18 protein-coding genes are annotated in these 20987 nt (G+C 51.6%); 13 read left to right on the forward strand and 5 right to left on the reverse strand.

Annotated features, from left to right (window positions below):
• The first annotated feature begins 325 nt into the window (after positions 1 to 325).
• The 7 genes from HV243_RS04945 (at position 326) to fucO (ending at position 8500) form a co-directional block, all read left to right on the forward strand.
• On the forward strand, positions 326 to 1825 hold the full coding sequence (locus HV243_RS04945) for a sugar ABC transporter ATP-binding protein (protein WP_047499376.1): 1500 nt from the start codon (positions 326 to 328) through the stop codon (positions 1823 to 1825).
• 3 nt (positions 1826 to 1828) lie between these two features.
• Positions 1829 to 2812: an ABC transporter permease gene (locus tag HV243_RS04950; protein ID WP_003034055.1), complete on the forward strand. Its 984-nt coding sequence runs from the start codon at positions 1829 to 1831 to the stop codon at positions 2810 to 2812.
• A gap of 73 nt (positions 2813 to 2885) precedes the next feature.
• The gene (locus HV243_RS04955) at positions 2886 to 3836 is read left to right on the forward strand and encodes an ABC transporter substrate-binding protein (RefSeq protein ID WP_016157361.1); all 951 of its coding nucleotides are present in this window, start codon (positions 2886 to 2888) and stop codon (positions 3834 to 3836) included.
• Between the two features lie 53 nt (positions 3837 to 3889).
• Positions 3890 to 5470: an FGGY-family carbohydrate kinase gene (locus HV243_RS04960; RefSeq protein ID WP_053389423.1), complete on the forward strand. Its 1581-nt coding sequence runs from the start codon at positions 3890 to 3892 to the stop codon at positions 5468 to 5470.
• A 66-nt stretch (positions 5471 to 5536) separates the two neighbouring features.
• Positions 5537 to 6535, forward strand: a complete 999-nt coding sequence (locus HV243_RS04965; protein ID WP_053389424.1) for a LacI family DNA-binding transcriptional regulator — start codon at positions 5537 to 5539, stop codon at positions 6533 to 6535.
• Between the two features lie 141 nt (positions 6536 to 6676).
• Positions 6677 to 7324 carry an L-fuculose-phosphate aldolase gene (gene fucA, locus HV243_RS04970; RefSeq protein ID WP_003034062.1) on the forward strand — a complete coding sequence of 216 codons (648 nt, stop codon included), beginning with the start codon at positions 6677 to 6679 and terminating at the stop codon, positions 7322 to 7324.
• 27 nt (positions 7325 to 7351) lie between these two features.
• A complete protein-coding gene (fucO, locus tag HV243_RS04975) occupies positions 7352 to 8500 on the forward strand; it encodes a lactaldehyde reductase (protein ID WP_053389425.1) in 1149 nt (382 codons plus the stop codon).
• Positions 8501 to 8591: 91 nt separating this feature from the next.
• On the opposite strand, the gene xni is transcribed toward fucO, so the two are convergent.
• The 5 genes from xni to queF all read right to left on the reverse strand — a co-directional run bounded on the left by xni (position 8592) and on the right by queF (position 15084).
• The gene (gene xni, locus HV243_RS04980) at positions 8592 to 9347 is read right to left on the reverse strand and encodes a flap endonuclease Xni (RefSeq protein WP_053389426.1); all 756 of its coding nucleotides are present in this window, start codon (positions 9345 to 9347) and stop codon (positions 8592 to 8594) included.
• Positions 9348 to 9484: 137 nt separating this feature from the next.
• Positions 9485 to 10852: an L-serine ammonia-lyase gene (locus tag HV243_RS04985; protein WP_016154248.1), complete on the reverse strand. Its 1368-nt coding sequence runs from the start codon at positions 10850 to 10852 to the stop codon at positions 9485 to 9487.
• A gap of 53 nt (positions 10853 to 10905) precedes the next feature.
• The gene (locus HV243_RS04990; RefSeq protein ID WP_016154247.1) at positions 10906 to 12195 is read right to left on the reverse strand and encodes an HAAAP family serine/threonine permease; all 1290 of its coding nucleotides are present in this window, start codon (positions 12193 to 12195) and stop codon (positions 10906 to 10908) included.
• Positions 12196 to 12757: 562 nt separating this feature from the next.
• The gene (ppnN, locus tag HV243_RS04995) at positions 12758 to 14122 is read right to left on the reverse strand and encodes a nucleotide 5'-monophosphate nucleosidase PpnN (protein WP_003840366.1); all 1365 of its coding nucleotides are present in this window, start codon (positions 14120 to 14122) and stop codon (positions 12758 to 12760) included.
• Positions 14123 to 14235: 113 nt separating this feature from the next.
• Positions 14236 to 15084, reverse strand: coding sequence for an NADPH-dependent 7-cyano-7-deazaguanine reductase QueF (gene queF / locus HV243_RS05000; protein WP_053389427.1), 849 nt, complete (start codon positions 15082 to 15084; stop codon positions 14236 to 14238).
• 68 nt (positions 15085 to 15152) lie between these two features.
• Between queF and syd the strand changes: the two genes are divergently transcribed.
• The 6 genes from syd (at position 15153) to HV243_RS05030 (ending at position 20971) form a co-directional block, all read left to right on the forward strand.
• Positions 15153 to 15698, forward strand: coding sequence for a SecY-interacting protein (syd, locus tag HV243_RS05005; protein ID WP_019077584.1), 546 nt, complete (start codon positions 15153 to 15155; stop codon positions 15696 to 15698).
• Positions 15699 to 16329: 631 nt separating this feature from the next.
• Positions 16330 to 16659, forward strand: a complete 330-nt coding sequence (locus tag HV243_RS05010; protein WP_016154244.1) for a YqcC family protein — start codon at positions 16330 to 16332, stop codon at positions 16657 to 16659.
• The gene (truC, locus tag HV243_RS05015) at positions 16659 to 17441 is read left to right on the forward strand and encodes a tRNA pseudouridine(65) synthase TruC (RefSeq protein WP_003825671.1); all 783 of its coding nucleotides are present in this window, start codon (positions 16659 to 16661) and stop codon (positions 17439 to 17441) included. The genes HV243_RS05010 and truC overlap by 1 nt, the downstream gene beginning before the upstream one ends.
• Before the next feature lie 19 nt (positions 17442 to 17460).
• On the forward strand, positions 17461 to 17910 hold the full coding sequence (locus HV243_RS05020) for a flavodoxin (RefSeq protein WP_047357903.1): 450 nt from the start codon (positions 17461 to 17463) through the stop codon (positions 17908 to 17910).
• 365 nt (positions 17911 to 18275) lie between these two features.
• Positions 18276 to 19628, forward strand: coding sequence for a galactarate/glucarate/glycerate transporter GudP (gene gudP, locus HV243_RS05025; RefSeq protein ID WP_181603935.1), 1353 nt, complete (start codon positions 18276 to 18278; stop codon positions 19626 to 19628).
• Between the two features lie 2 nt (positions 19629 to 19630).
• Complete coding sequence (locus HV243_RS05030) at positions 19631 to 20971, forward strand: enolase C-terminal domain-like protein (RefSeq protein ID WP_053389428.1); 1341 nt, start codon at positions 19631 to 19633, stop codon at positions 20969 to 20971.
• Positions 20972 to 20987 lie beyond the last annotated feature (16 nt).

A 20987-nucleotide genomic window follows, 5' to 3' on the forward strand; every position in this document is an offset into this window, starting at 1 on the left:
GTGGAACTGTGAGAGGCTTCACGAGAAGTGGTTAAAATTCGATCTGCGTCAAATAAACCTGGACGGGTATTTTCAATAAATCCTTTTTAAATTAATAGGTTGTAATAAATTGTCTGTTCAGCGTCACAGTTTTAAACCAAATGATTTGGCTATTTTGAGTAGCTAAAATAGCTTTAAAAGGCACTTCGCTAACTCGAGTTAGCATAATTGATAAAACGCATATGAACTTATAGGTAGTATTCGCATTAACGGTGACGATGGCTTCCTGGCAACGTTTTGTGCCTGATTCACTGATTGCAGTTTCTGTATATTGAGGAAAGCAGCAATGTCTGAAACATTTTTACAGATGAGTCATATTACGAAACGTTTTCCCGGCGTATTAGCGTTGAGTAATGTGGATTTTGCTTTACGCAAAGGAGAGGTTCATGCGCTGCTGGGTGAGAATGGCGCAGGAAAGTCTACGTTGATGAAGATTTTATCCGGTGTTTATCAGCCTGATGAAGGGGATATTATTTTTGAGGGCCAACCTGTTACTTTTGCGAATCCGTTGAGTGCACAAAGCGCAGGTATCACCATCATTCACCAGGAGTTTAACCTTTTCCCTGAACTCACGGTGGAAGAAAATATATTTATTGGCAGGGAGTTTTGCAAAAATAATCGCTGGCGTCTGGATGAAAAACAACAGCGACAGGCAGCTATCGATATTTTGCAAAAATTAAACCTGAATATCTCTCCAGAAACGCTGGTGGCCGATCTGACCGTCGCGCAACAACAAATGGTTGAGATTGCTAAAGCGATATCGGTAAATGCCAAGATTCTTATTATGGATGAACCGACGGCAGCGCTGACTGAAACGGAAATTGACAGCTTATTTCAGGTAACTCGTTTGCTGAAAGAACAGGGAACGGGCATTGTTTATATCTCGCACAGATTAGAGGAACTGGCGCTGATCGCCGATCGCGCGACGGTGATGCGGGATGGTCAGTTTATTGCCACTGTGGATTATGATGCGGTTAAAATTAGCGATCTGATTGCCATGATGGTTGGGCGCGATCTTGGCAATATCTATCCTCGCCGCGAACCTTTGGCTCAACGCAAACCGGTGTTGGAAGTAAGCGGTCTGACGCGCAATGGCGTATTGAACAATATTGATTTCACTCTGTATCAGGGCGAAATTTTGGGCTTCGCCGGTCTGATGGGGGCAGGACGTACTGAGCTGGCGCGGGCAATTTTTGGTGCGGATCCCATTGATGGCGGAACCCTCAAGCTGAATGGTAGCGTGACGGTAATTAAAGATATTCCTGATGCTATCAAACAGGGTATCAGCTATTTAACCGAGGACAGGAAAAAAGAGGGGCTGGCATTAGGACTGTCCGTTGAGCGCAATATTATGTTGGGCAATTATCCTGAGTATTCCGATCGTTATGGCAACGTGGACAGCAAACGTTGTCAGAAAACCAGCGAAGAACAGGTGAAAGCCCTACGTATTAAAACACCACATTTAGAACAGGCTGCTCTGAATTTAAGTGGTGGTAATCAGCAGAAAATTATTATTGCCAGATGGGTGTGTAAAGACACCGATATTCTCATCTTTGATGAACCCACTCGCGGTATTGATGTGGGTGCCAAACTTGAGATTTATGAATTAATGAATCGACTGGTGGCAAAAGGGAAGTCTATTATCATGATCTCCTCTGAATTACCGGAAGTGCTGGGTATGTGCGATCGCATTTTAGTGATGCGTAATGGACGTATTACCGGGGAGTTAGCTTCTGATGACGCCACACAAGAAAAAATCATGCAATATGCGACGTTAGAGGACTAATTTATGACTATCTCTGTAACCTCTTCAGACAGCAATAATAAGAAAATAAAAATTAACAAAGAACTTTTAATGCGCCTTGCGCCGCTTTTGAGTCTGATTATTTTAGTAATATTTTTTAGCTTTGGTTCGCCATTTTTCTTTAACACTGAAAACATCATGACAATCGCTCTGCAAACTTCAGTGATTGGCATTATGGCGATTGGCGTTACCTTCGTCATTATCACGTCAGGAATCGACCTTTCTCTTGGCTCGGTGGTGGCCTTTTCGGGTGTTGCGGTAGGCATCAGCGCCACGCTGGGATTGCCTCTGCCCGTATGTATTCTGGCCGGGGTGCTGGCCGGTGGATTATGCGGCTATATCAATGGTCTGCTGGTCACCAAAATGACTATCCCGCCTTTTATCGCCACGCTGGGCCTGATGATGTCCGTCAGAGGCATCAATATGGTGATGACAGATGGTCGTGCGATTTATTTCGCTGATTACCCCACCTTCAAAATGCTGGCCCAGGGACGTTTGTTCGATGTGTTGCCTTATCCCGTTTTTTACCTGGTGGTGGTGGCGCTAATCGCCGCCTACATCCTGAAGAAAACGGTGATTGGTCGCTATGTTTACGCTGTGGGTAGCAATGAGGTGGCCGCACATCTTTCCGGTATTAAAGTTCAACGCGTCAAAATTTTCGTCTACGCCTTTTGTGGTCTGCTGACCGGGATCGCCGGTGTTATTCTGGCCTCACGTCTGAACTCTGGTCAGCCAACGGTTGGTGTGGGTTATGAACTGGAAGCCATCGCGGCGGTTGTTATTGGCGGTACGAGCCTGATGGGAGGAATTGGCACCATCGGCGGGACTATCATCGGCGCATTCATTATGAGCGTGTTGAAAAACGGTCTGAACCTGATGGGGGTTTCCCAGTTCTGGCAAATGGTGGCCATGGGCGTGGTGGTCATTGCTGCGGTTTATCTCGATACATTACGCAAAAAAATTCGTTGATTTACGCTCCCGGAAGTCACGGGGCATCATAACCCTGACGTTTAGGGTGACTCACTCAGAACGGAGTAAAACAATGAGAACCAGGAATTTTGTCTATGCGTTATCCCTGCTGGCCTGTATGACATCCAGCGTATTGGCTAAAGATATGAACCTTCCGGTGGTCAGTAAAGGTTTCCAGCATGAATTCTGGCAAACCGTAAAAATGGGGACGGAAGCAGCAGCAAAAGAGTCGGGTGATAAAACCAGCTATGTTGGCCCGGCGGATGAAACTCAGATTGCCGAGCAGATTCAGCTAGTTGAAAACGCGATGGCGCAAAAACCCAATGGGCTATTGCTGGCAGCGTTAGATGCAAATGCGCTGGCGCCATTAGTTGAGACCGCAAATTCACGCGGCATTAAAGTTGTGACGTTTGACTCCGGCGTGAATTCCGATATTCCAGTGAGCTTTGTCGCCACGAATAACCGTAAAGCCGGTGCTGAAGCGGCGGATGCACTGGCAGCGGAAGTGGGCAGCAAAGGTAAAGTGGGCATTATTGCGCACGTAGCGGGGACCTCCTCAGCGATTGAGCGTTCGGAAGGGTTTATTGCCCGCATGAAGGAGAAATACCCGGAAATCCAGGTGCTACCGGTCCAGTACAGCGATGGCGATCCGCAAAAAGCGATGGATAAAACCATCGATATGATCCAGGCCAACCCTGATATTGCAGGGATTTATGGCACCAATGAAGGCTCAACGCTGGGCGTAGCAAACGCCATTGATAGTCAAAACCTGAAAGGCAAAGTGAAAGTGATTGGTTTTGATAGCACCGAGGCAATCATTGCTTTCCTGAAGTCTGGGGTCATTCAGGGCTTTGTCGTGCAGGACGCTTATCAGATTGGCTACCAGGGTATCAAGACACTAAATGCAGCGGTATCGGGTCAGTCTGTACCGAAAGAAATTGATATTCCGGTTAAATTCGTTAATGCGAAGAACATTGACACCCCGGAAATTGACAAGCTGTTACACCCATTCGGTAAAAAATAACACCGTTGGGGCGAAGTGCTCGCCCCATCATTCGCCAGCGTCAGGGAGTTACTATGGGCAGTGGATATTTCCTCGGTGTGGATGTCGGTTCCGCCAGCGTCAGGGCTGGTGTCTTTGATGCCAGTGGCAAACGGCTGGCTTTTGCGACACACGCCATCTCGCAGTTTCGACCCGGTCCTGAGCGGGTTGAGCAGTCATCTGCAGAAATCTGGCAGCAGGTTTGCCATGCAGTGAAGGAGGCGGTGTCGTCATCCGGGGTTCGCATTGAGGAGATTCGCGCATTGGGATTTGATGCCACCTGTTCATTGGTGGCACTGGATGAACAGGGGCGGGGTCTGGCAGTTTCACCAGGCGAACCATCAGACCATAACATCATCATGTGGATGGATCATCGTGCGGCGCAGGAGACGCAACGTATAAACGCCACGCAGGATCCGGCTCTGCGCTATGTTGGCGGTGAAGTCAGCGTCGAAATGGAGCTTCCTAAAGTACTGTGGTTGAAAAACCATTTTCCAGCCACCTGGCAGAGTGCGTATCGCTTCTACGATCTGGCGGACTTTCTGGTCTCTAAAGCTACCGCCTGTGATGTTGCTGGTCTGTGTACGCTGACGTGTAAATGGAACTATCTGGCACATGAACAACGCTTTAGCCACTCCCTGCTTGACGCTGTTGAGCTAACGGATTTGTTGGGAAAAATCCCGTCGCGGATCCTGCCGCCAGGCGCTGCCGTTGGAACGCTTAGCGCCGATGCGGCCCAGGCGCTGGGGCTGACGACTGCAGTGGTCGTCGCCAGCGGAATGATTGATGCCCATGCGGGCGGAGTAGCGCTTGCCGGTGTTGAGCCTGAGGGGACGTTGGCGTTGATCAGCGGAACGTCAAATTGCCATATGCTGTGCAGCGAGCAGGAAATTCATACACCTGGTGTATGGGGGCCGTACTGGTCAGCCATGCTGCCAGGCTACTGGCTGACAGAAGGGGGGCAAAGTGCCGCTGGGGCGTTAGTCGACTGGACGCTTCAGGAGTCAGGAGCCAGCGCGGCGCTATTTCACAAGGCTGAGGCGCGGGGTTGCCATCCCATCGTTTTAGTTAATGAATGGGTTGCCGCACTTGAGGCGCTGGAGCCAGAGCCTGGTCGTTATTTGCATGTGCTGGCCGATCATCACGGTAATCGTTCACCGCGCGCGCGACCCGATGCCCGGGGGAGTGTTTGCGGTTTGACTCTTGAGCGAGGCGAGATGCAGGTTGCTCGTCTGTACCTGGCGACATTACAGGCGATCGCCTGCGGTACGCGGCATATTATGGAAGTGATGCGCGAAAACGGTCACACCATTTCCCGACTGACGCTGTGCGGCGGCGCAACGCATAACCCACTGTGGTTGCGAGAATATGCCGATGCCACCGGATGCGATATTCATCTGATGCAGGAAGAGGATGCAGTGACGTTAGGTGCGGCCATCACTGGCGCGGTTGCCTGCGGCGCGTGGGAAAATATTCCATCTGCATGCCAGGCGATGGTTCGATCAGGCGAGGTGATTAAGGCTAACCCGGCACGGCGGAACTTCTATGACCGCAAATATCAGGCTTATCTGATGATGTGGGATCAGCAGCAGGCGATTAACCAACTTATGCAGTAAGACAAAAGTTTAAAATACTTTTATGATTGTAGATTGACGTTTTTGGATGTGAACTGGGGCATATAAATGGCTAAAACAGTAGAACAGATAGCCAGCGATCTGAATTTATCGGTTACGACCGTACGACTGGTGCTGAACGGGAAAGCAGAGCAATATCGAATCAGTGTCAAAACCCAAACGCGTATTAATGAATATGTCGAGCGCTATGGTTACGTCATTAACCATTCAGCACGCAGCCTGAAATTGAATAAAACGGATACGTTGGGATTGATTGTGCCCAATATTTCCAACGTGTTTTTTGCCACACTAGCAGAAAAACTTGAGCAACGCTGTCGTCGTTCCGGTTATCAGCTAACGATTAGCTGTACCTATGACGATGTTGATTACGAAAATAAACTGACCAAAGCGTTAATAGCTCGCAATGTCGATGGCCTTTTTATTGTTCCCTCAACATTAGAGAATCAGCAGCACCATTTACGTCAGGTTAGAAAACCGATGGTGTTACTTGACCGTGATTTTAAGTATACCGATAACGCTCTGGTAGAAAGCCATAACATTTTGGGCGGCGAAAAATTGACGCAAAGTTTGTTTGACGCTGGAAAGTCGCCGATCTGGTTTTTGGTGGGAGATACCGGATTACCCAGCATCGGCGACCGTTTACAAGGTTATCTTAATGCATTGAACAATAATGGTATTTTTCATAGCGATTGGGTGCGCGAAGGTCCGGACAACACGCCCGAGGGGGGTTATCGACTGATGGATGAGTTGATCGGCGAACAGGGCTGCCCACAGGCATTTATCGCCTCATCATTACCCGTACTGGAGGGGGCCATTAACGCTATTCGTAATCGTTTTGGCACAATTCCACCTGAAATTAATATTGGGACATTCGATGAACACCCAATGCTGGGATTCCTCGCCAATAATGTCTGGTCAATGCAGCAGGATGAAAATGTTTGGGCGGAAAAAGCGTTCGATATGATGATGAGTGCTATTGATGACCAGCCAATTAAAGAAACTGTAAAAGTTGAGATGAAACTTATTAAGCGCGTAAGACAACCTTAATACGCCGCTATAAATAAATCGGCCTACTGAACCTGAATATATACGTTCAGTGGCTGCCTGTATCTGAAACCTGACCCGTCTTACTCTGCGGCTGCATTTTTCGCAATAAAGACGAGGGGAAACTGTACCCGGAGAATCATTATGGAAAGAATGCGTTTGTCGCGAGAAATCATTGAAACCTGCCTTGAAATGACCAGCCTTGGATTGAATCAGGGGACGGCGGGAAATGTGAGTGCGCGTTATGAAAATGGGATGCTGATCACGCCCAGCGGTATTCCTTACGAAAGACTTACTGAAAATATGATCGTGTATGTAGATAACGACGGGAAATATGATAAAGGACAATTACCCTCCAGTGAATGGCGTTTTCACCTGGCGGCATACCAGACGCGTCCGGATGCCAATGCGGTTGTCCATAACCATGCCGTACATTGCACGGCCGTTTCTATTCTTAATCGCCCTATCCCGGCAATTCACTACATGATTGCGGCGGCTGGGGGGAACTCTATTCCGTGTGCGCCTTATGCGACGTTTGGTACACGAGAGCTGTCAGAGCATGTGAGCGTCGCCCTGAAAAACCGTAAGGCAACGCTTTTACAGCACCATGGGTTGATTGCTTGTGAAGCGAATTTGGAAAAAGCACTGTGGTTGGCGCATGAAGTGGAAGTTCTGGCCCGCCTTTATCTGAGCACGCTGGCGATTGTCGACCCGGTGCCGGTGCTGGATGACGAGGAGATCGCCATTGTGCTGGAGAAATTCAAATCTTACGGATTACGCATTGAAGAGTAATTTCGCATAGCGAAAAGGAGAAATACGATGGCGAACAGAATGATTCTGAACGAAACGGCATGGTTTGGCCGGGGAGCTGTTGGTGCATTAACCGATGAAGTCATCCGTCGTGGTTATCGCAAAGCGTTGATTGTGACTGATAAAAATCTGGTGCAGTGCGGCGTTGTCGATAAGGTGACTTCCCGAATGGATGCTGCTGGTCTGGCATGGGAAATCTATTCAGGCGTTATTCCTAACCCAACCATTGCGGTAGTGCAGGAAGGGTTGGGTGTCTTTCAGCAAAGCGGCGCAGACTATCTGATCGCCATCGGCGGAGGCTCCCCTCAGGATACCTGTAAAGCGATTGGCATTATCAATAATAACCCTGAGTTTGCGGATGTACGCAGCCTTGAAGGGTTATCGCCAACGCACAGCCCGAGCGTGCCGGTTATGGCTATCCCAACCACCGCGGGAACGGCAGCGGAAGTGACCATTAACTACGTGATCACTGACGAAGAAAATCGGCGTAAGTTTGTTTGTGTCGACCCTCATGACATCCCACAGGTAGCGTTCATCGATGCTGACATGATGGACGGCATGCCAGCGGCGCTAAAAGCCGCCACCGGAGTGGATGCCCTGACCCATGCTATTGAGGGGTACATCACGCGGGCGGCGTGGGCGCTTACCGATGCGCTGCACATTAAAGCTATTGAAATGATAGCCGGGGCATTACGTGGTTCCGTTGCGGGCGATACCCAGGCCGGGGAAGCGATGGCGCTGGGCCAGTACGTGGCCGGGATGGGCTTTTCCAACGTTGGTCTGGGATTAGTGCATGGAATGGCACACCCGTTAGGCGCGTTTTATAACACGCCACACGGCGTAGCAAATGCCATTTTGCTGCCGCACGTGATGCGCTATAACGCCGAATTCACCGGGGAAAAATTTCGCGATATCGCCCGGGTGATGGGGGTTAAGGTTGAAGGGCTGACGCTGGCAGAGGCACGTAAAGCGGCAGTGGATGCCGTCTTCGCCCTTAACCGCGATGTAGGGATCCCACCGCATTTACGCGATGTTGGCGTACGTAAAGAGGATATTCCTGCGCTGGCGCAGGCGGCATTGGACGATGTTTGTACCGGGGGAAATCCCCGTGAAGCGAATCTTGGGGATATCGTTGAGCTGTACCACACCGCCTGGTAATTTTTCAGCGTGACGGCGTGAAAGCCTTATCCGGCCTACCGGGGTGTTCGACGTGTAGGCCAGATAAGCACAGCGCCATTCGGCAACAGACCTATCGCACCAACCGTAATTGCTGCAGGTTTCCGTCGATATGTAAGTCCGTTTGCAGCCGTGCGATATCGCGACACAGAAACGCCATCTCCTGGTGCATCTCTAGTTTCTTGCGCCACTTGTCCGGTACTTCATCAAGATGCGCGTAAATGCCTTCCAGATGTTGAAACTGTACGAGCAGCTGCGTGGCGCTTTTGGGACCAATACCTGCAACCCCCGGTACTTTCGAACTGCTGATCCCGGCCAGTCCCCAGTAATCAGGCAACTGCTGCGGCAGCACGCCAAACTCTTTCTCAATAAACGGTGCATCCAGCCAGCGCTTCTGGAAGTAGTCACGAATACGTAGCGTCGGGGAGAGCAACTGACAATAGCCTTTATCGGTTGAGACGATGGTAGCCTGATGTCCCGCCTGGCTCACTTTAACCGCCAGGGTTGCGGCTAAATCATCGGCTTCATTCCCGCTGGAGACCCAACAGCAGACACCGCGCTGTTTAAAAGCGGCGCGTAAGGCGGGCATTTCCTGGTGCAATTCATCAGGCATCGGGGGGCGACCGGCTTTGTAGTCAGGCAACCGTTGGTGACGCCAGCCGCTGTTGCGCGCTTCATCATCGAATACCGCCACGGCGTGCGTAGGCTGACTGTGCACAATCAGCTGATCGAGCGCGTGCTGGCACGTCTCTACGCAGGGTGAGCCCTGTACGGCGTGAATGCGGCGGATAAGATTCAGTGCATCGACAATGAGCAGGTGGACGGCCACGGTGTTCTCCCTAACAAATAAGTTTGTAGGGTAACATTCACGGCGAGGGGAGGCGAGTGTTGCGAAATAGCGTTATCCGTAGACCGGATGGCGGCGAGCGCCTCATCCGGCCTACAGATCCTGAAACGTGGTGGGACTTAATCGCAGGTGACAATCTTCATCGCCAGACCGCCGCGAGATGTTTCACGGTATTTGGCGTTCATGTCTTTACCGGTTTCGTACATGGTCTCGATGACTTTATCAAGGCACACGCGCGGTTCGCTGGTACGGCGCAGCGCCATACGTGCGGCGTTCACTGCTTTAACCGAAGCAATGGCGTTACGCTCAATGCACGGTACCTGCACCTGGCCGGCAACCGGATCGCAGGTCAGACCCAGGTTATGTTCCATACCGATTTCCGCCGCGATGCACACCTGCATTGGGCTACCGCCCAGCAGTTCAGCCAGACCGGCCGCAGCCATGGAGCAGGCAACGCCGACTTCACCCTGACAGCCCACTTCGGCGCCAGAGATTGAGGCGTTCATCTTGTACAGTGAACCAATGGCGCTCGCGACCAGCATGTAGCGTGCCAGCGAGTTAGCGTTCACTTCGCGGATAAACTTGTCGTAGTACGCCAGCACGGCAGGAACAATCCCGCATGCGCCATTAGTTGGCGCCGTAACCACGCGTCCACCGGCAGCGTTTTCTTCGTTCACGGCCAGCGCGAACATGTTGATCCAGTCAACAACCGCCATCGGATCAGTGGTGGTTTTGTCGCTGCTGACCAGCATACGACGCAGCGCCGCCGCGCGACGTGGAACGCGCAGTTTGCCCGGCAATACACCTTCGGTGGTGATGCCGCGCTCAATCCCGCTGCGCATGACGTCCCAGACGTTGGCGAAGTGTTGTTCCAGCTCTTCTTTGCTGTGCAGCGCCAGTTCGTTTTGCATCATCAGACCGGAAAGTGACAGGCCGGTTTCCTGGCAATGACGTTGCAAATCAGCCGCAGATTTATACGGATACGGCACGTTTACCGGCGAGTTGTTCGGTAAACCAAAATGTTCTTCATCAACGATGAACCCACCGCCAATGGAATAGTAAGTCTGGCTGTAAATGGCTTTTTCGCCCGCCAGTGCGGTAATACGCATCCCGTTTTCGTGCAGGGACAGATTGTCCGCATGGAAATTCATGCACTTGTCGACCGGGAACTCGACCTCATGTTGACCGTCCGCCAGCAGCAAACGTCCATGAGTATTCACATCCTGGATAAAGGCCGGGATGGCATCAATGTCTACGGTATCCGGCAGATTACCCGCCAGGCCCATAATAATCGCGATGTCGGTATGGTGACCTTTCCCCGTCAGAGACAAGGAGCCATAGACATCAACCACTACGCGGGTTACGTCAGTGAGAATTCCGCGTGCAATCAGGTCATCCGTGAATTGTTTGCCTGCTTTCATCGGGCCAACAGTGTGGGAGCTGGAAGGGCCAATGCCGATTTTGAAAATATCGAATACGCTAATCATGAGGCGTCCATTGTGTATCGAGGTGCGCCGCCCCGAGGAGCGGCGCAGGGGAATTAACTGAACAGAGAGTAGAAAATAGCGGAGATAGCGATCAGGCCCATAATCACAACGAAGACGTTGCTGATATGGCCGCTGTATTTACGCATTGCCGGTACTTTCTGAATTGCATACATCGGCATCAGGAACAGAATCATCGCGATGATTGGGCCACCCAGGGTTTCAATCATACCGAGGATACTTGGGTTCAGCGTCGCCACAATCCAGGTGGTTACCAGCATGAACAGCGCAGTGATTTTGTTCAGTTTGTTGATTTCGATGGTTTTGCCTTTGCCGCGCAGAGACTTAATCACCATACCGTTGAAACCTTCACGTGCGCCCAGGTAGTGGCCAAGGAAGGATTTGGTGATAGCGATAATCGCGATAATCGGTGCCATCCAGGCAATGATCGGCGCGTTAAAGTGGTTTGCCAGGTAAGACAGGATAGAGATGTTCTGCTCTTTCGCTGCGGCCAGATCCGCTGGGGTCAGGCTAAATACGCAGCTGAAGACGAAGAACATAACGGTCAGCACCATCATGATGTGAGCGAATGCCAGAATCTTAGAGCATTTCTTCTCAGCTTCATCACCGTATTCTTCACGCTTCGCCACGGCGAAGGAGGAGATGATTGGTGAGTGGTTGAAGGAGAACACCATTACCGGAATTGCCAGCCACAGGGTCAACAGCAGTCCGTTGCCGGTGGTTGCTGCAGAGTCAAAGGACAGGGTTTCCAGAACGGCACCGCTCCACTGAGGGATCAGGTACAGCGCCAGCAGCATCAGGGCGGCAACAAACGGGAATACCAGGATGCTCATCGCCTTCACGATCATCTGCTCACCGAAACGCACGATGGTCATCATGCCGACAATCAGGATCAGAGACAGGATTGCGCGCGGCGGCGGCGTAATTGCCAGCTGGTGGGTCAGGAAGCTTTCGACGGTGTTGGTGATTGCTACGCTGTAGACCAACAGAATTGGGTAGATAGCGAAGAAGTAGAGCAGGGTAATCAGTTTACCTGCGCCTACACCAAAGTGCTCTTCTACAACTTCAGTAATGTCTTCACCCGGATTTTTACCGGACAGCACGAAGCGAGTCAGGCCGCGGTGTGCAAAGAAGGTCATTGGGAAAGCGAGGATCGCCATGATGATCAGCGGAATCATACCGCCTACGCCTGCGTTAATCGGCAGGAACAATACACCCGCGCCAATCGCCGTGCCGTAAAGGCCCAGCATCCACATGGTATCTGTCTTGCGCCATGCGCTGCGGGTCTGGCCCGTAACGATAGTGCTGGTTTGAGTGTTTTCCATCTATTTCTCCTGGAGGAAGCTTAAAAAGTCGGGTTTGGGGTCAATCCAATGAGAAAATACCCGACTGTAAATCGAAATTCGTTGAGCGATTTTTTATATAATTTTTCGCCGTAATAATTTGCGGGCGGAAAGATACATTTTAGTAATGAATGTATCAGTGATCGCGATCCCAAATGCAATAATCCACCTTTTATGTGGATAAATTTGGACCATTAATCTGTTAAAAAATAGTCAAAGCGAATTTACGGGCGCGAAGGCTAACATTAACGACATATATCATGAAAGCGAAGGCGCGAAGATACGAGCGTTACGCTGTAAAAACTGTTGTTTTTAGAGGATTTTGGCGACTAATAATAATTTCCTAAGATAAATCACGGTTGGGTTTTAAAGGTAATCGTTTGCGCAGCGCGTTATTTTTAATGAAACATCATCAGTATTTATATGATCGTCTGAGCTATGTGACTGGTATCACTAAAAAAAGCCGGGAGGCTGATGCGCCAAACCCGGCTTTGATATGGACAAAACTGTCACCGCGATAGCGTCTGCTGGCGGCTGTTGGAGGTTAGGCGCAAATCTCGTAGCAAGGGATATACGCGGAGCCAGGTAACTTCATACGATGCTGTGCAACAAAGCCCTGCAGGAGATCGTCCATGCGGCGCATCATTTCGCGGTCACCGTGGATTTTGTACGGGCCAAACTCTTCGATGGCGCGGATCCCGACTTCCTTCACGTTACCGGCTACAATCCCCGAGAACGCACGGCGCAGGTCTGCCGCCAGTACTTCCACGGGTTGATCCGGGTACAGCTTCAGGTTAGCCATGTTTTCATGGGACGGCTCGAACGGCATCTGCAAATCAGGCGCGATACGAATCGACCAGTTAAAGCTGTAGGCATCACCGGTGTCACGGCGGTTCTCTTTCACCAGCGGCATCGCTTTTTTCATCAGACGAGCCACTTCTGCTGCATCGTCTATGATAATGCGATAGTGGCGACGCGCATCTTCCCCCAGCGTGTGCACGATAAATTCGTCCAGCACGCGGAAGTAATCGGCGCTCTCTTTTGGTCCAGTCAGGATCAGCGGTAAAACCTGATCTTTGTTGGCCGGGTTCATCAGGATCCCCAGCAGATACAGCAGCTCTTCTGCTGTCCCTACGCCGCCAGGGAAGATGATTATACCGTGGGCGATACGCACGAACGCTTCCAGACGTTTTTCAATGTCCGGCATGATTATCAGTTCGTTAACCAGCGGGTTAGGCGGCTCAGCGGCAATGATTGACGGTTCGGTCATACCGATAAAGCGGCTGTCTTTGTATCGTTGCTGGGCGTGACCGACCGCAGCGCCTTTCATTGGCGCTTCCATCGCCCCCGGACCACAGCCGGTACAGATGTTCAGTTCGCGCAGGCCCAATTGGGTACCAACGCGACGGGCGTACAGGTACTCATTTTCGTTGATTGAGTGACCCCCCCAGCAGACGACCATGTTCGGCGCTTCACCCACGTGTAGCGCCCGGGCATTGCGCAGGATCGAGAATACCAGGTTGGTAATATGCACCGAGCTTTCGAGATCCAGATGCTGAAAGCGACCGGCGTTATGGATCTGGCCATTGACGAACAGAATGTCGCGCAGCACAGCAAACAGGTTGGCCTGCAGTGCGCGAATAATGCGTCCATCAACAAACGCATCTTCAGGCGGGTTGATCAGTTCCAGCTTTACGCCCCGTTCGCGGCGCAGCACGTTAATGTCGAAACTTTCAAAGCGTGACAGCAGCTCTTTGCTGTTGTCGGTCAAACTGCCGGAGTTCAGAACGGCAAGCGAACAGTTACGAAACAGTTGATACAGGTCGCTGCTGGCCGTGCGTTTAAGCATATCGACTTCCAGCTGCGACAACATGTCCATTGAGCCAAGCGGGCTAATATGTGTAATCAAGTAAACTCCTTATGGGACGCAACACGTCATTCCCTGTTGATTACAATAGCCCTGGCTTATGACCTTTCACAACCTTGCGCGCGGAATCCGGCACGCAAAATTGAGAAAAAAGATTACTGACGTACCAGACGCCCCGTTGCTGGGGTGAAATCTGTGTTGGTGCGCCATGGGTTAATGTCCAGGCCGCCACGTCGCGTGTAGCGCGCGTAAACGCTCAGTTTCTCCGGTTGGCAGAAGCGCAGAATGTCATTGAAAATGCGTTCCACGCACTGCTCGTGAAACTCATTATGGTGACGGAAGGAGACCAGATAACGCAGCAGCTTCTCGCGATCGATTTTTCGTCCGCGATACTGAATCTGTATGGAGCCCCAGTCCGGCTGGTGGGTGATCAAGCAGTTAGACTTCAGCAGATGGCTGACCAGCGTCTCTTCCACCGCTTTTTCACCGCCAACGGCATTTTCCAGATACTCTGTGCTGAACTGGTAGTTATTGATGACGATATCCTGATTGTCGATACAGGTGCCGTTAAAGTGGGCTATCGGTTGTCCTTCCAGTTCGTCAAGACGGTACAGCGCTACGCTGACATCACCCTGAGCACAAGCGCGCAGATCGTTTTCCAGCGTCTGGCGTACCGCATCCCAGGAATCAAAACGCGTCTGGTTAAAACTGTTCAGGTAAAGCTTAAAGCTTTTCGATTCGATCAGATTTACGCTGGTGTAATCCAGTTCTACATGACCGACCGCTACCTGCGGTAAACCGTTGGCATTCAGCCAAGACAGTTCATATAGCGTCCAGATATCGGCACCGTGAAAAGGCAGATTATCGGCCTGTAAATCCAGCGGGTCGCGGTTCAGGCTGCGTGGAACGCCCTGCAGCAGGCTGGCATCGTAATTGTCACGGTAATCTGTTGATTTACCGAGAGTCAGGTCGTCAAGCGCCTGATGATTTTCATAAGAGGACATGTTTCACCGTCATAAACCAGATACACTATGCGACAAGTGTATCCTGGCTTTTGTGAAGAGAGAAATCAGTGGACGAATTGACAGCGCAGGCGTTGACAGCCTTTACGACACGTTATTGCGACGCATGGCATGAAAAAAACAACAGCTGGCCCCTCAGCGAAGAGCTGTATGGCGTACCTTCTCCGTGCATCATTTCTTCCACAGACGATGCGGTATTCTGGCAACCTCAGCCTTTTGTCGGCGAAAAAAACCTCAATGCGGTTGAACGCGCCTTTGATATCGTGATACAACCAGCCGTTCACGCTTTTTACACCACCCAGTTTGCCGGGGACATGCACGCGCAGTTTGCGGATGAAAAGCTAACGCTGCTGCAAACCTGGAGCGAAGACGACTTCAGGCGCGTTCAGGAAAACCTGATTGGTCACCTGGTTACGCAAAAGCGCCTCAAGCTGTCGCCTACGCTTTTTATTGCCACCCAGGACAATGAGCTTGACGTCATTTCGGTGTGCAATCTCTCCGGTGAAGTGTGCAAAGAAACGCTGGGAACCCGTAAACGAACGGTGCTGGCAGACTCACTTGCGGAATTTCTCACTCAGCTTAAGCCAGTTCTGTAATCCAGATTGCCCTGAACCTTGTGAGAGATCTCTTACAAACCCTGTAGGACATTGCCAGGTAATAAGTAAAGACTTAATGAACGGATAAAATAATTATTCCTTATTATTCATAAAGTTAATGTTTTATTGTCAACTTTCATACGAAAATAATCTTAAGGGAGTGTCTGTAAGCATCTTGTAAGACAAGGCGAAACAGGCGATTCTATATCTGTCGACAAGGAGTCGCACAACGAAGAGAACATCAGGATGATGGCTCTTCGGCAGGACACACCAGGACGGTGCAACAAGGACAGGCTTCAGGATGAAGCAAAGCGGAAAGCGCTGGATGCGTTAAGGGACACCTCCAGGATGGAGAATGAGAGCCGGTCAGGATGTTCGGCGGGTCAGGATGGCCAGGACACTTCAGGATGAAGTTTTCACATCGGGGTGATGTGAGCAGGATGCACAAGTTCAGGATGGACAAGGTCGCAAGACCACAGGAAAAGTTGTCACGGATGAGCAGGGAGCACTAAAAGTAGCTGGAACGCTGCGAAACGAACCGGGAGCACTGTTTTTACAGTGCTCCCTTTTTTTATTTCCCTTCACTAGTGCTATTCTTCGCGCCAGATTTTTCATCATTGAGGTTAATTTCATGACGACTCATGACCGTGTGCGCCAGCAGTTACACGCGCTTGAAGCGCTACTGCGTGAACATAATCACTGGCGGTTGGATGAGCCTGCAGAGCATCTGTTTACCAGCACGCAGCCTTTTTGTATGGATACCATGGAGCCGGTTGAGTGGCTGCAATGGGTATTGATTCCCCGCATGCATACGCTGATTGATAACGCTCAGCCGCTTCCGCAGGCTTTTGCCGTCGCACCGTATTACGAAATGGCGTTGGCAGCCGATCACCCGCAACGCGAAATTCTCCTGACGGCATTGCAGGAGTTGGATGCACTGTTTACAAGTGATAACGCCTGATGCTGGAGATTCTGTATCAGGACGAATGGCTGGTCGCAGTTAACAAACCTTCGGGCTGGTTGGTTCACCGCAGTTGGCTCGACCGGGATGAGAAAGTGGTGGTGATGCAAACGGTACGCGACCAGATTGGTCAGCACGTTTTTACCGCCCACCGACTCGACAGACCGACTTCCGGGGTACTGCTGATGGGGCTGTCCAGCGAAGCCGGGCGGCTGCTGTCACAGCAATTTGAACATCATCAAATTCAGAAACGCTATCATGCGATTGTGCGTGGCTGGCTGATGGATGATGCCGTGCTGGATTACCCGCTGGTCGAAGAACTGGATAAGATCGCCGATAAATTTGCCCGTGATGATAAAGGCCCGCAGCCTGCCGTCACCCATTATCGCGGTTTGGCGACGGTTGAGATGCCGGTAGCGACCGGACGTTATCCGACGACCCGTTACGGATTGGTGGAACTGGATCCTAAAACCGGTCGAAAACACCAGCTCAGACGCCATCTGGCGCACTTACGCCATCCGATTATCGGTGACAGTAAGCACGGTGATTTGCGGCAAAACCGCAGCGCCGCTGAGCACTTTGGCTGTCAGCGTTTGATGCTTCATGCCAGCCAGCTTGCGCTGACTCATCCTTTTACCGGCGAACCGCTGGTTATTCGCGCCGGGCTGGATGATGTCTGGATGCAGGCGCTATCACAGTTTGGCTGGCGTGGACTTCTCCCTGAGAATGAAAGGGTTGAGTTCAGCGGGCTGTCAGGTCAGGATGAGCAGATAGATTCTTAAGTCCCAGGAGATTACGGTTATGGCGGAAATTGGAATTTTTGTCGGCACGATGTACGGAAACGCGTTGCTGGTTGCCGAAGAGGCCGAAGCTATTTTGACGGCGCAGGGCCATAAAGCCACGGTGTTCGAAGATCCCGAGCTCAGCGACTGGCAGGAATATCAGGAAAAATATGTGCTGGTGGTGACCTCAACGACCGGGCAGGGCGATCTGCCGGATAGCATCGTGCCGCTGTTTCAGGGGATCAAAGATAATCTCGGTTTCCAGCCAAATCTGCATTACGGGGTAATTGCGCTGGGTGACAGTAGCTATGTTAATTTCTGCAATGGCGGCAAGCAGTTCGATGCACTGTTGCAGGAACAAAGCGCCCACCGTGTTGGGGAAATGCTGCTGATTGACGCCAGCGAGCATCCTGAACCGGAAAGCGAATCCAATCCCTGGGTAGAAAACTGGGGAACCTTGCTTAAATAACCTTTCGCCCGGCAGCGCTTTGCTTGCACGGGCCTGTTACTCTCTTTTGGATCGTAGGCCGGGTAAGGCGTTGCTACCCGGCAACAAAACTCCCACCAAACGCCAATTTCGTGAAGCATCTTCCATTCCCTTAGGCTTATGCCATAAACAACCTCATTCACCTCCCGCAATGTTGTGTTTTTGCACGGTGAGGGTAAGAGGCACTCCTTCATATACTTTTCCCGTCAGTTCCCGAAAAGGCAGCGAGTCAGAATAAAACGGCCCTGAGCTGTACCAAAACTGCCACACACTAACCTCTCATTCTGATCACCCTACAGGTGCTGTACAGAATGAACTGGCGAAAGCCAAGATTCAGGAGTGCAACAATGAGTTCATTAAGTCAGGCGGCGAGCAGCGCGGAAAAACGCACTAACGCTCGCTACTGGATAGTGGTGATGCTGTTTATCGTCACATCCTTCAACTACGGCGATCGCGCCACCTTATCCATTGCCGGCTCGGAGATGGCCAAAGATATTGGTCTGGATGCGGTAGGGATGGGGTATGTATTCTCCGCTTTTTCATGGGCCTATGTTATCGGTCAGATCCCCGGCGGCTGGCTGCTCGACCGCTTCGGTTCAAAACGTGTTTACTTCTGGTCCATTTTTATCTGGTCGATGTTTACCCTGCTGCAGGGCTTCGTCGATATCTTCAGCGGCTTCGGCATTATCGTTGCGCTGTTTACCCTGCGCTTCCTCGTGGGGTTAGCCGAAGCGCCATCCTTCCCCGGCAACAGTCGTATTGTGGCGGCGTGGTTCCCGGCGCAGGAAAGGGGCACGGCGGTCGCTATTTTTAACTCGGCGCAGTACTTTGCCACCGTGATCTTCGCGCCAATCATGGGCTGGTTGACCCACGAAGTGGGCTGGTCGCATGTGTTCTTCTTTATGGGCGGTCTCGGGATTGTTATCAGTTTTATCTGGCTGAAGGTGATTCATGAACCGAACCAGCATCCGGGCGTAAACCAAAAAGAGCTGGACTACATTGCCGAAGGCGGAGCGCTGATCAATATGGATCTGGCGGCAGCCAAAGCCAAAGTGCCGTTCAGCGTGAAGTGGGGGCAGATCAAGCAACTGCTGGGCTCACGAATGATGATCGGTATTTATATCGGCCAATACTGCATAAACGCGCTGACCTACTTCTTTATCACCTGGTTCCCGGTTTATCTGGTACAGGCACGCGGTATGTCGATTTTGAAAGCCGGTTTTGTTGCCTCGGTTCCGGCCATTTGCGGATTCGCAGGCGGCGTACTCGGCGGCATTATTTCCGACTGGTTGATGCGCCGTACCGGTTCGCTGAATATCGCCCGTAAAACGCCAATCGTACTGGGTATGCTGTTGTCGATGGTGATGGTGTTCTGTAACTACGTCAACATGGAGTGGATGATCATCGGCTTTATGGCGCTGGCCTTCTTCGGCAAAGGTATCGGTGCGTTGGGATGGGCGGTGATGGCCGATACTGCGCCAAAAGAGATCAGCGGTTTGAGCGGCGGTCTGTTCAATATGTTTGGCAACATCTCCGGTATCGTCACGCCAATTGCTATCGGCTACATCGTAGGTACCACTGGCTCGTTTAACGGTGCGTTGATTTACGTCGGGGTGCATGCGCTGATTGCTGTAGTGAGCTATCTGGTGCTGGTGGGTGATATTAAACGTATCGAACTGAAACCTGTCGCAGGGCAATGATGATGACAACACAATCGAGTCCCATTATTACCGATATGAAGGTCATCCCGGTGGCCGGTCATGACAGCATGCTGCTCAATATTGGCGGGGCGCATAACGCATACTTTACCCGCAATATCGTCGTGCTCACCGATAACGCCGGAAATACCGGCGTCGGTGAAGCGCCGGGCGGTGAAGTGATTTATCAGACGCTGGTGGACGCGATTCCACAAGTGTTGGGTCAGGAAGTCGCGCGCCTGAATAAAGTGGTTCAGCAGGTGCATAAAGGCAACCAGGCCGCTGATTTTGACACCTTTGGCAAAGGTGCCTGGACCTTTGAACTGCGGGTTAATGCGGTGGCCGCGCTGGAAGCCGCACTGCTCGACCTGCTGGGCAAGGCGCTGAACGTGCCGGTCTGCGAACTGTTAGGGCCTGGCAAGCAGCGCGATGCGGTCACCGTGCTCGGCTATCTGTTCTACGTGGGAGATCGTAGCAAAACCGATCTGCCGTATCTCGATAGCACGCCGGGCAACCATGAGTGGTATCACCTGCGTCACCAGCAGGCGATGAACAGTGAGGCGGTGGTACGTCTGGCTCAGGCTTCGCAGGATCGCTACGGCTTTAAAGATTTCAAACTCAAAGGCGGTGTGCTGCCTGGCGAGCAGGAAATCGACACCGTTCGCGCGTTGAAACAATGTTTCCCGGATGCGCGTATTACGGTCGACCCTAACGGTGCCTGGCTACTGGATGAAGCTATCTCCTTGTGTAAAGGGCTGAACGATGTTCTGACTTACGCCGAAGATCCGTGCGGCGCAGAACAGGGCTTTTCTGGCCGCGAAGTGATGGCCGAGTTCCGCCGTGCAACCGGTCTGCCGGTAGCAACGAATATGATAGCCACCAACTGGCGTGAGATGGGCCATGCGGTGATGCTCTACTCGGTAGATATTCCACTGGCCGATCCGCACTTCTGGACCCTTTCCGGCGCGGTACGCGTGGCACAGCTATGCGATGACTGGGGACTGACCTGGGGCTGCCACTCTAACAATCATTTTGATATTTCCCTGGCGATGTTCACCCACGTCGGTGCCGCTGCGCCGGGCAACCCAACGGCGATCGACACCCACTGGATCTGGCAGGAGGGCGATTGCCGCCTGACCAAAAATCCGCTGGAGATTAAACACGGAAAAATTGCGGTACCCGACGCGCCCGGCCTGGGCGTGGAACTGGACTGGGATCAGGTACAGAAAGCGCATGAAGCCTATAAAGCGCTGCCCGGCGGCGCGCGTAATGACGCAGGCCCGATGCAGTATCTGATCCCTGGATGGACTTATGACCGTAAACGTCCCGTTTTCGGCCGCCACTAATTTTGAATAAGGACTT

The sequence above is a fragment of the Citrobacter sp. RHBSTW-00599 genome (assembly GCF_013784065.1).
GTDB classification, from domain to species: domain Bacteria; phylum Pseudomonadota; class Gammaproteobacteria; order Enterobacterales; family Enterobacteriaceae; genus Citrobacter; species Citrobacter braakii.

Coding starts and splice junctions, on each gene's coding strand:
- queF (WP_053389427.1), bottom strand. CDS start 15,084: ATGTCCTCTTATGAAAATCATCAGGCGCTTGACGACCTGACTCTCGGT.
- fucO (WP_053389425.1), top strand. CDS start 7,352: ATGGCGAACAGAATGATTCTGAACGAAACGGCATGGTTTGGCCGGGGA.
- HV243_RS04950 (WP_003034055.1), top strand. CDS start 1,829: ATGACTATCTCTGTAACCTCTTCAGACAGCAATAATAAGAAAATAAAA.
- HV243_RS04985 (WP_016154248.1), bottom strand. CDS start 10,852: ATGATTAGCGTATTCGATATTTTCAAAATCGGCATTGGCCCTTCCAGC.
- HV243_RS04945 (WP_047499376.1), top strand. CDS start 326: ATGTCTGAAACATTTTTACAGATGAGTCATATTACGAAACGTTTTCCC.
- HV243_RS04965 (WP_053389424.1), top strand. CDS start 5,537: ATGGCTAAAACAGTAGAACAGATAGCCAGCGATCTGAATTTATCGGTT.
- gudP (WP_181603935.1), top strand. CDS start 18,276: ATGAGTTCATTAAGTCAGGCGGCGAGCAGCGCGGAAAAACGCACTAAC.
- HV243_RS04990 (WP_016154247.1), bottom strand. CDS start 12,195: ATGGAAAACACTCAAACCAGCACTATCGTTACGGGCCAGACCCGCAGC.
- HV243_RS05010 (WP_016154244.1), top strand. CDS start 16,330: ATGACGACTCATGACCGTGTGCGCCAGCAGTTACACGCGCTTGAAGCG.
- HV243_RS05020 (WP_047357903.1), top strand. CDS start 17,461: ATGGCGGAAATTGGAATTTTTGTCGGCACGATGTACGGAAACGCGTTG.
- HV243_RS04955 (WP_016157361.1), top strand. CDS start 2,886: ATGAGAACCAGGAATTTTGTCTATGCGTTATCCCTGCTGGCCTGTATG.
- truC (WP_003825671.1), top strand. CDS start 16,659: ATGCTGGAGATTCTGTATCAGGACGAATGGCTGGTCGCAGTTAACAAA.
- fucA (WP_003034062.1), top strand. CDS start 6,677: ATGGAAAGAATGCGTTTGTCGCGAGAAATCATTGAAACCTGCCTTGAA.
- HV243_RS04960 (WP_053389423.1), top strand. CDS start 3,890: ATGGGCAGTGGATATTTCCTCGGTGTGGATGTCGGTTCCGCCAGCGTC.
- HV243_RS05030 (WP_053389428.1), top strand. CDS start 19,631: ATGACAACACAATCGAGTCCCATTATTACCGATATGAAGGTCATCCCG.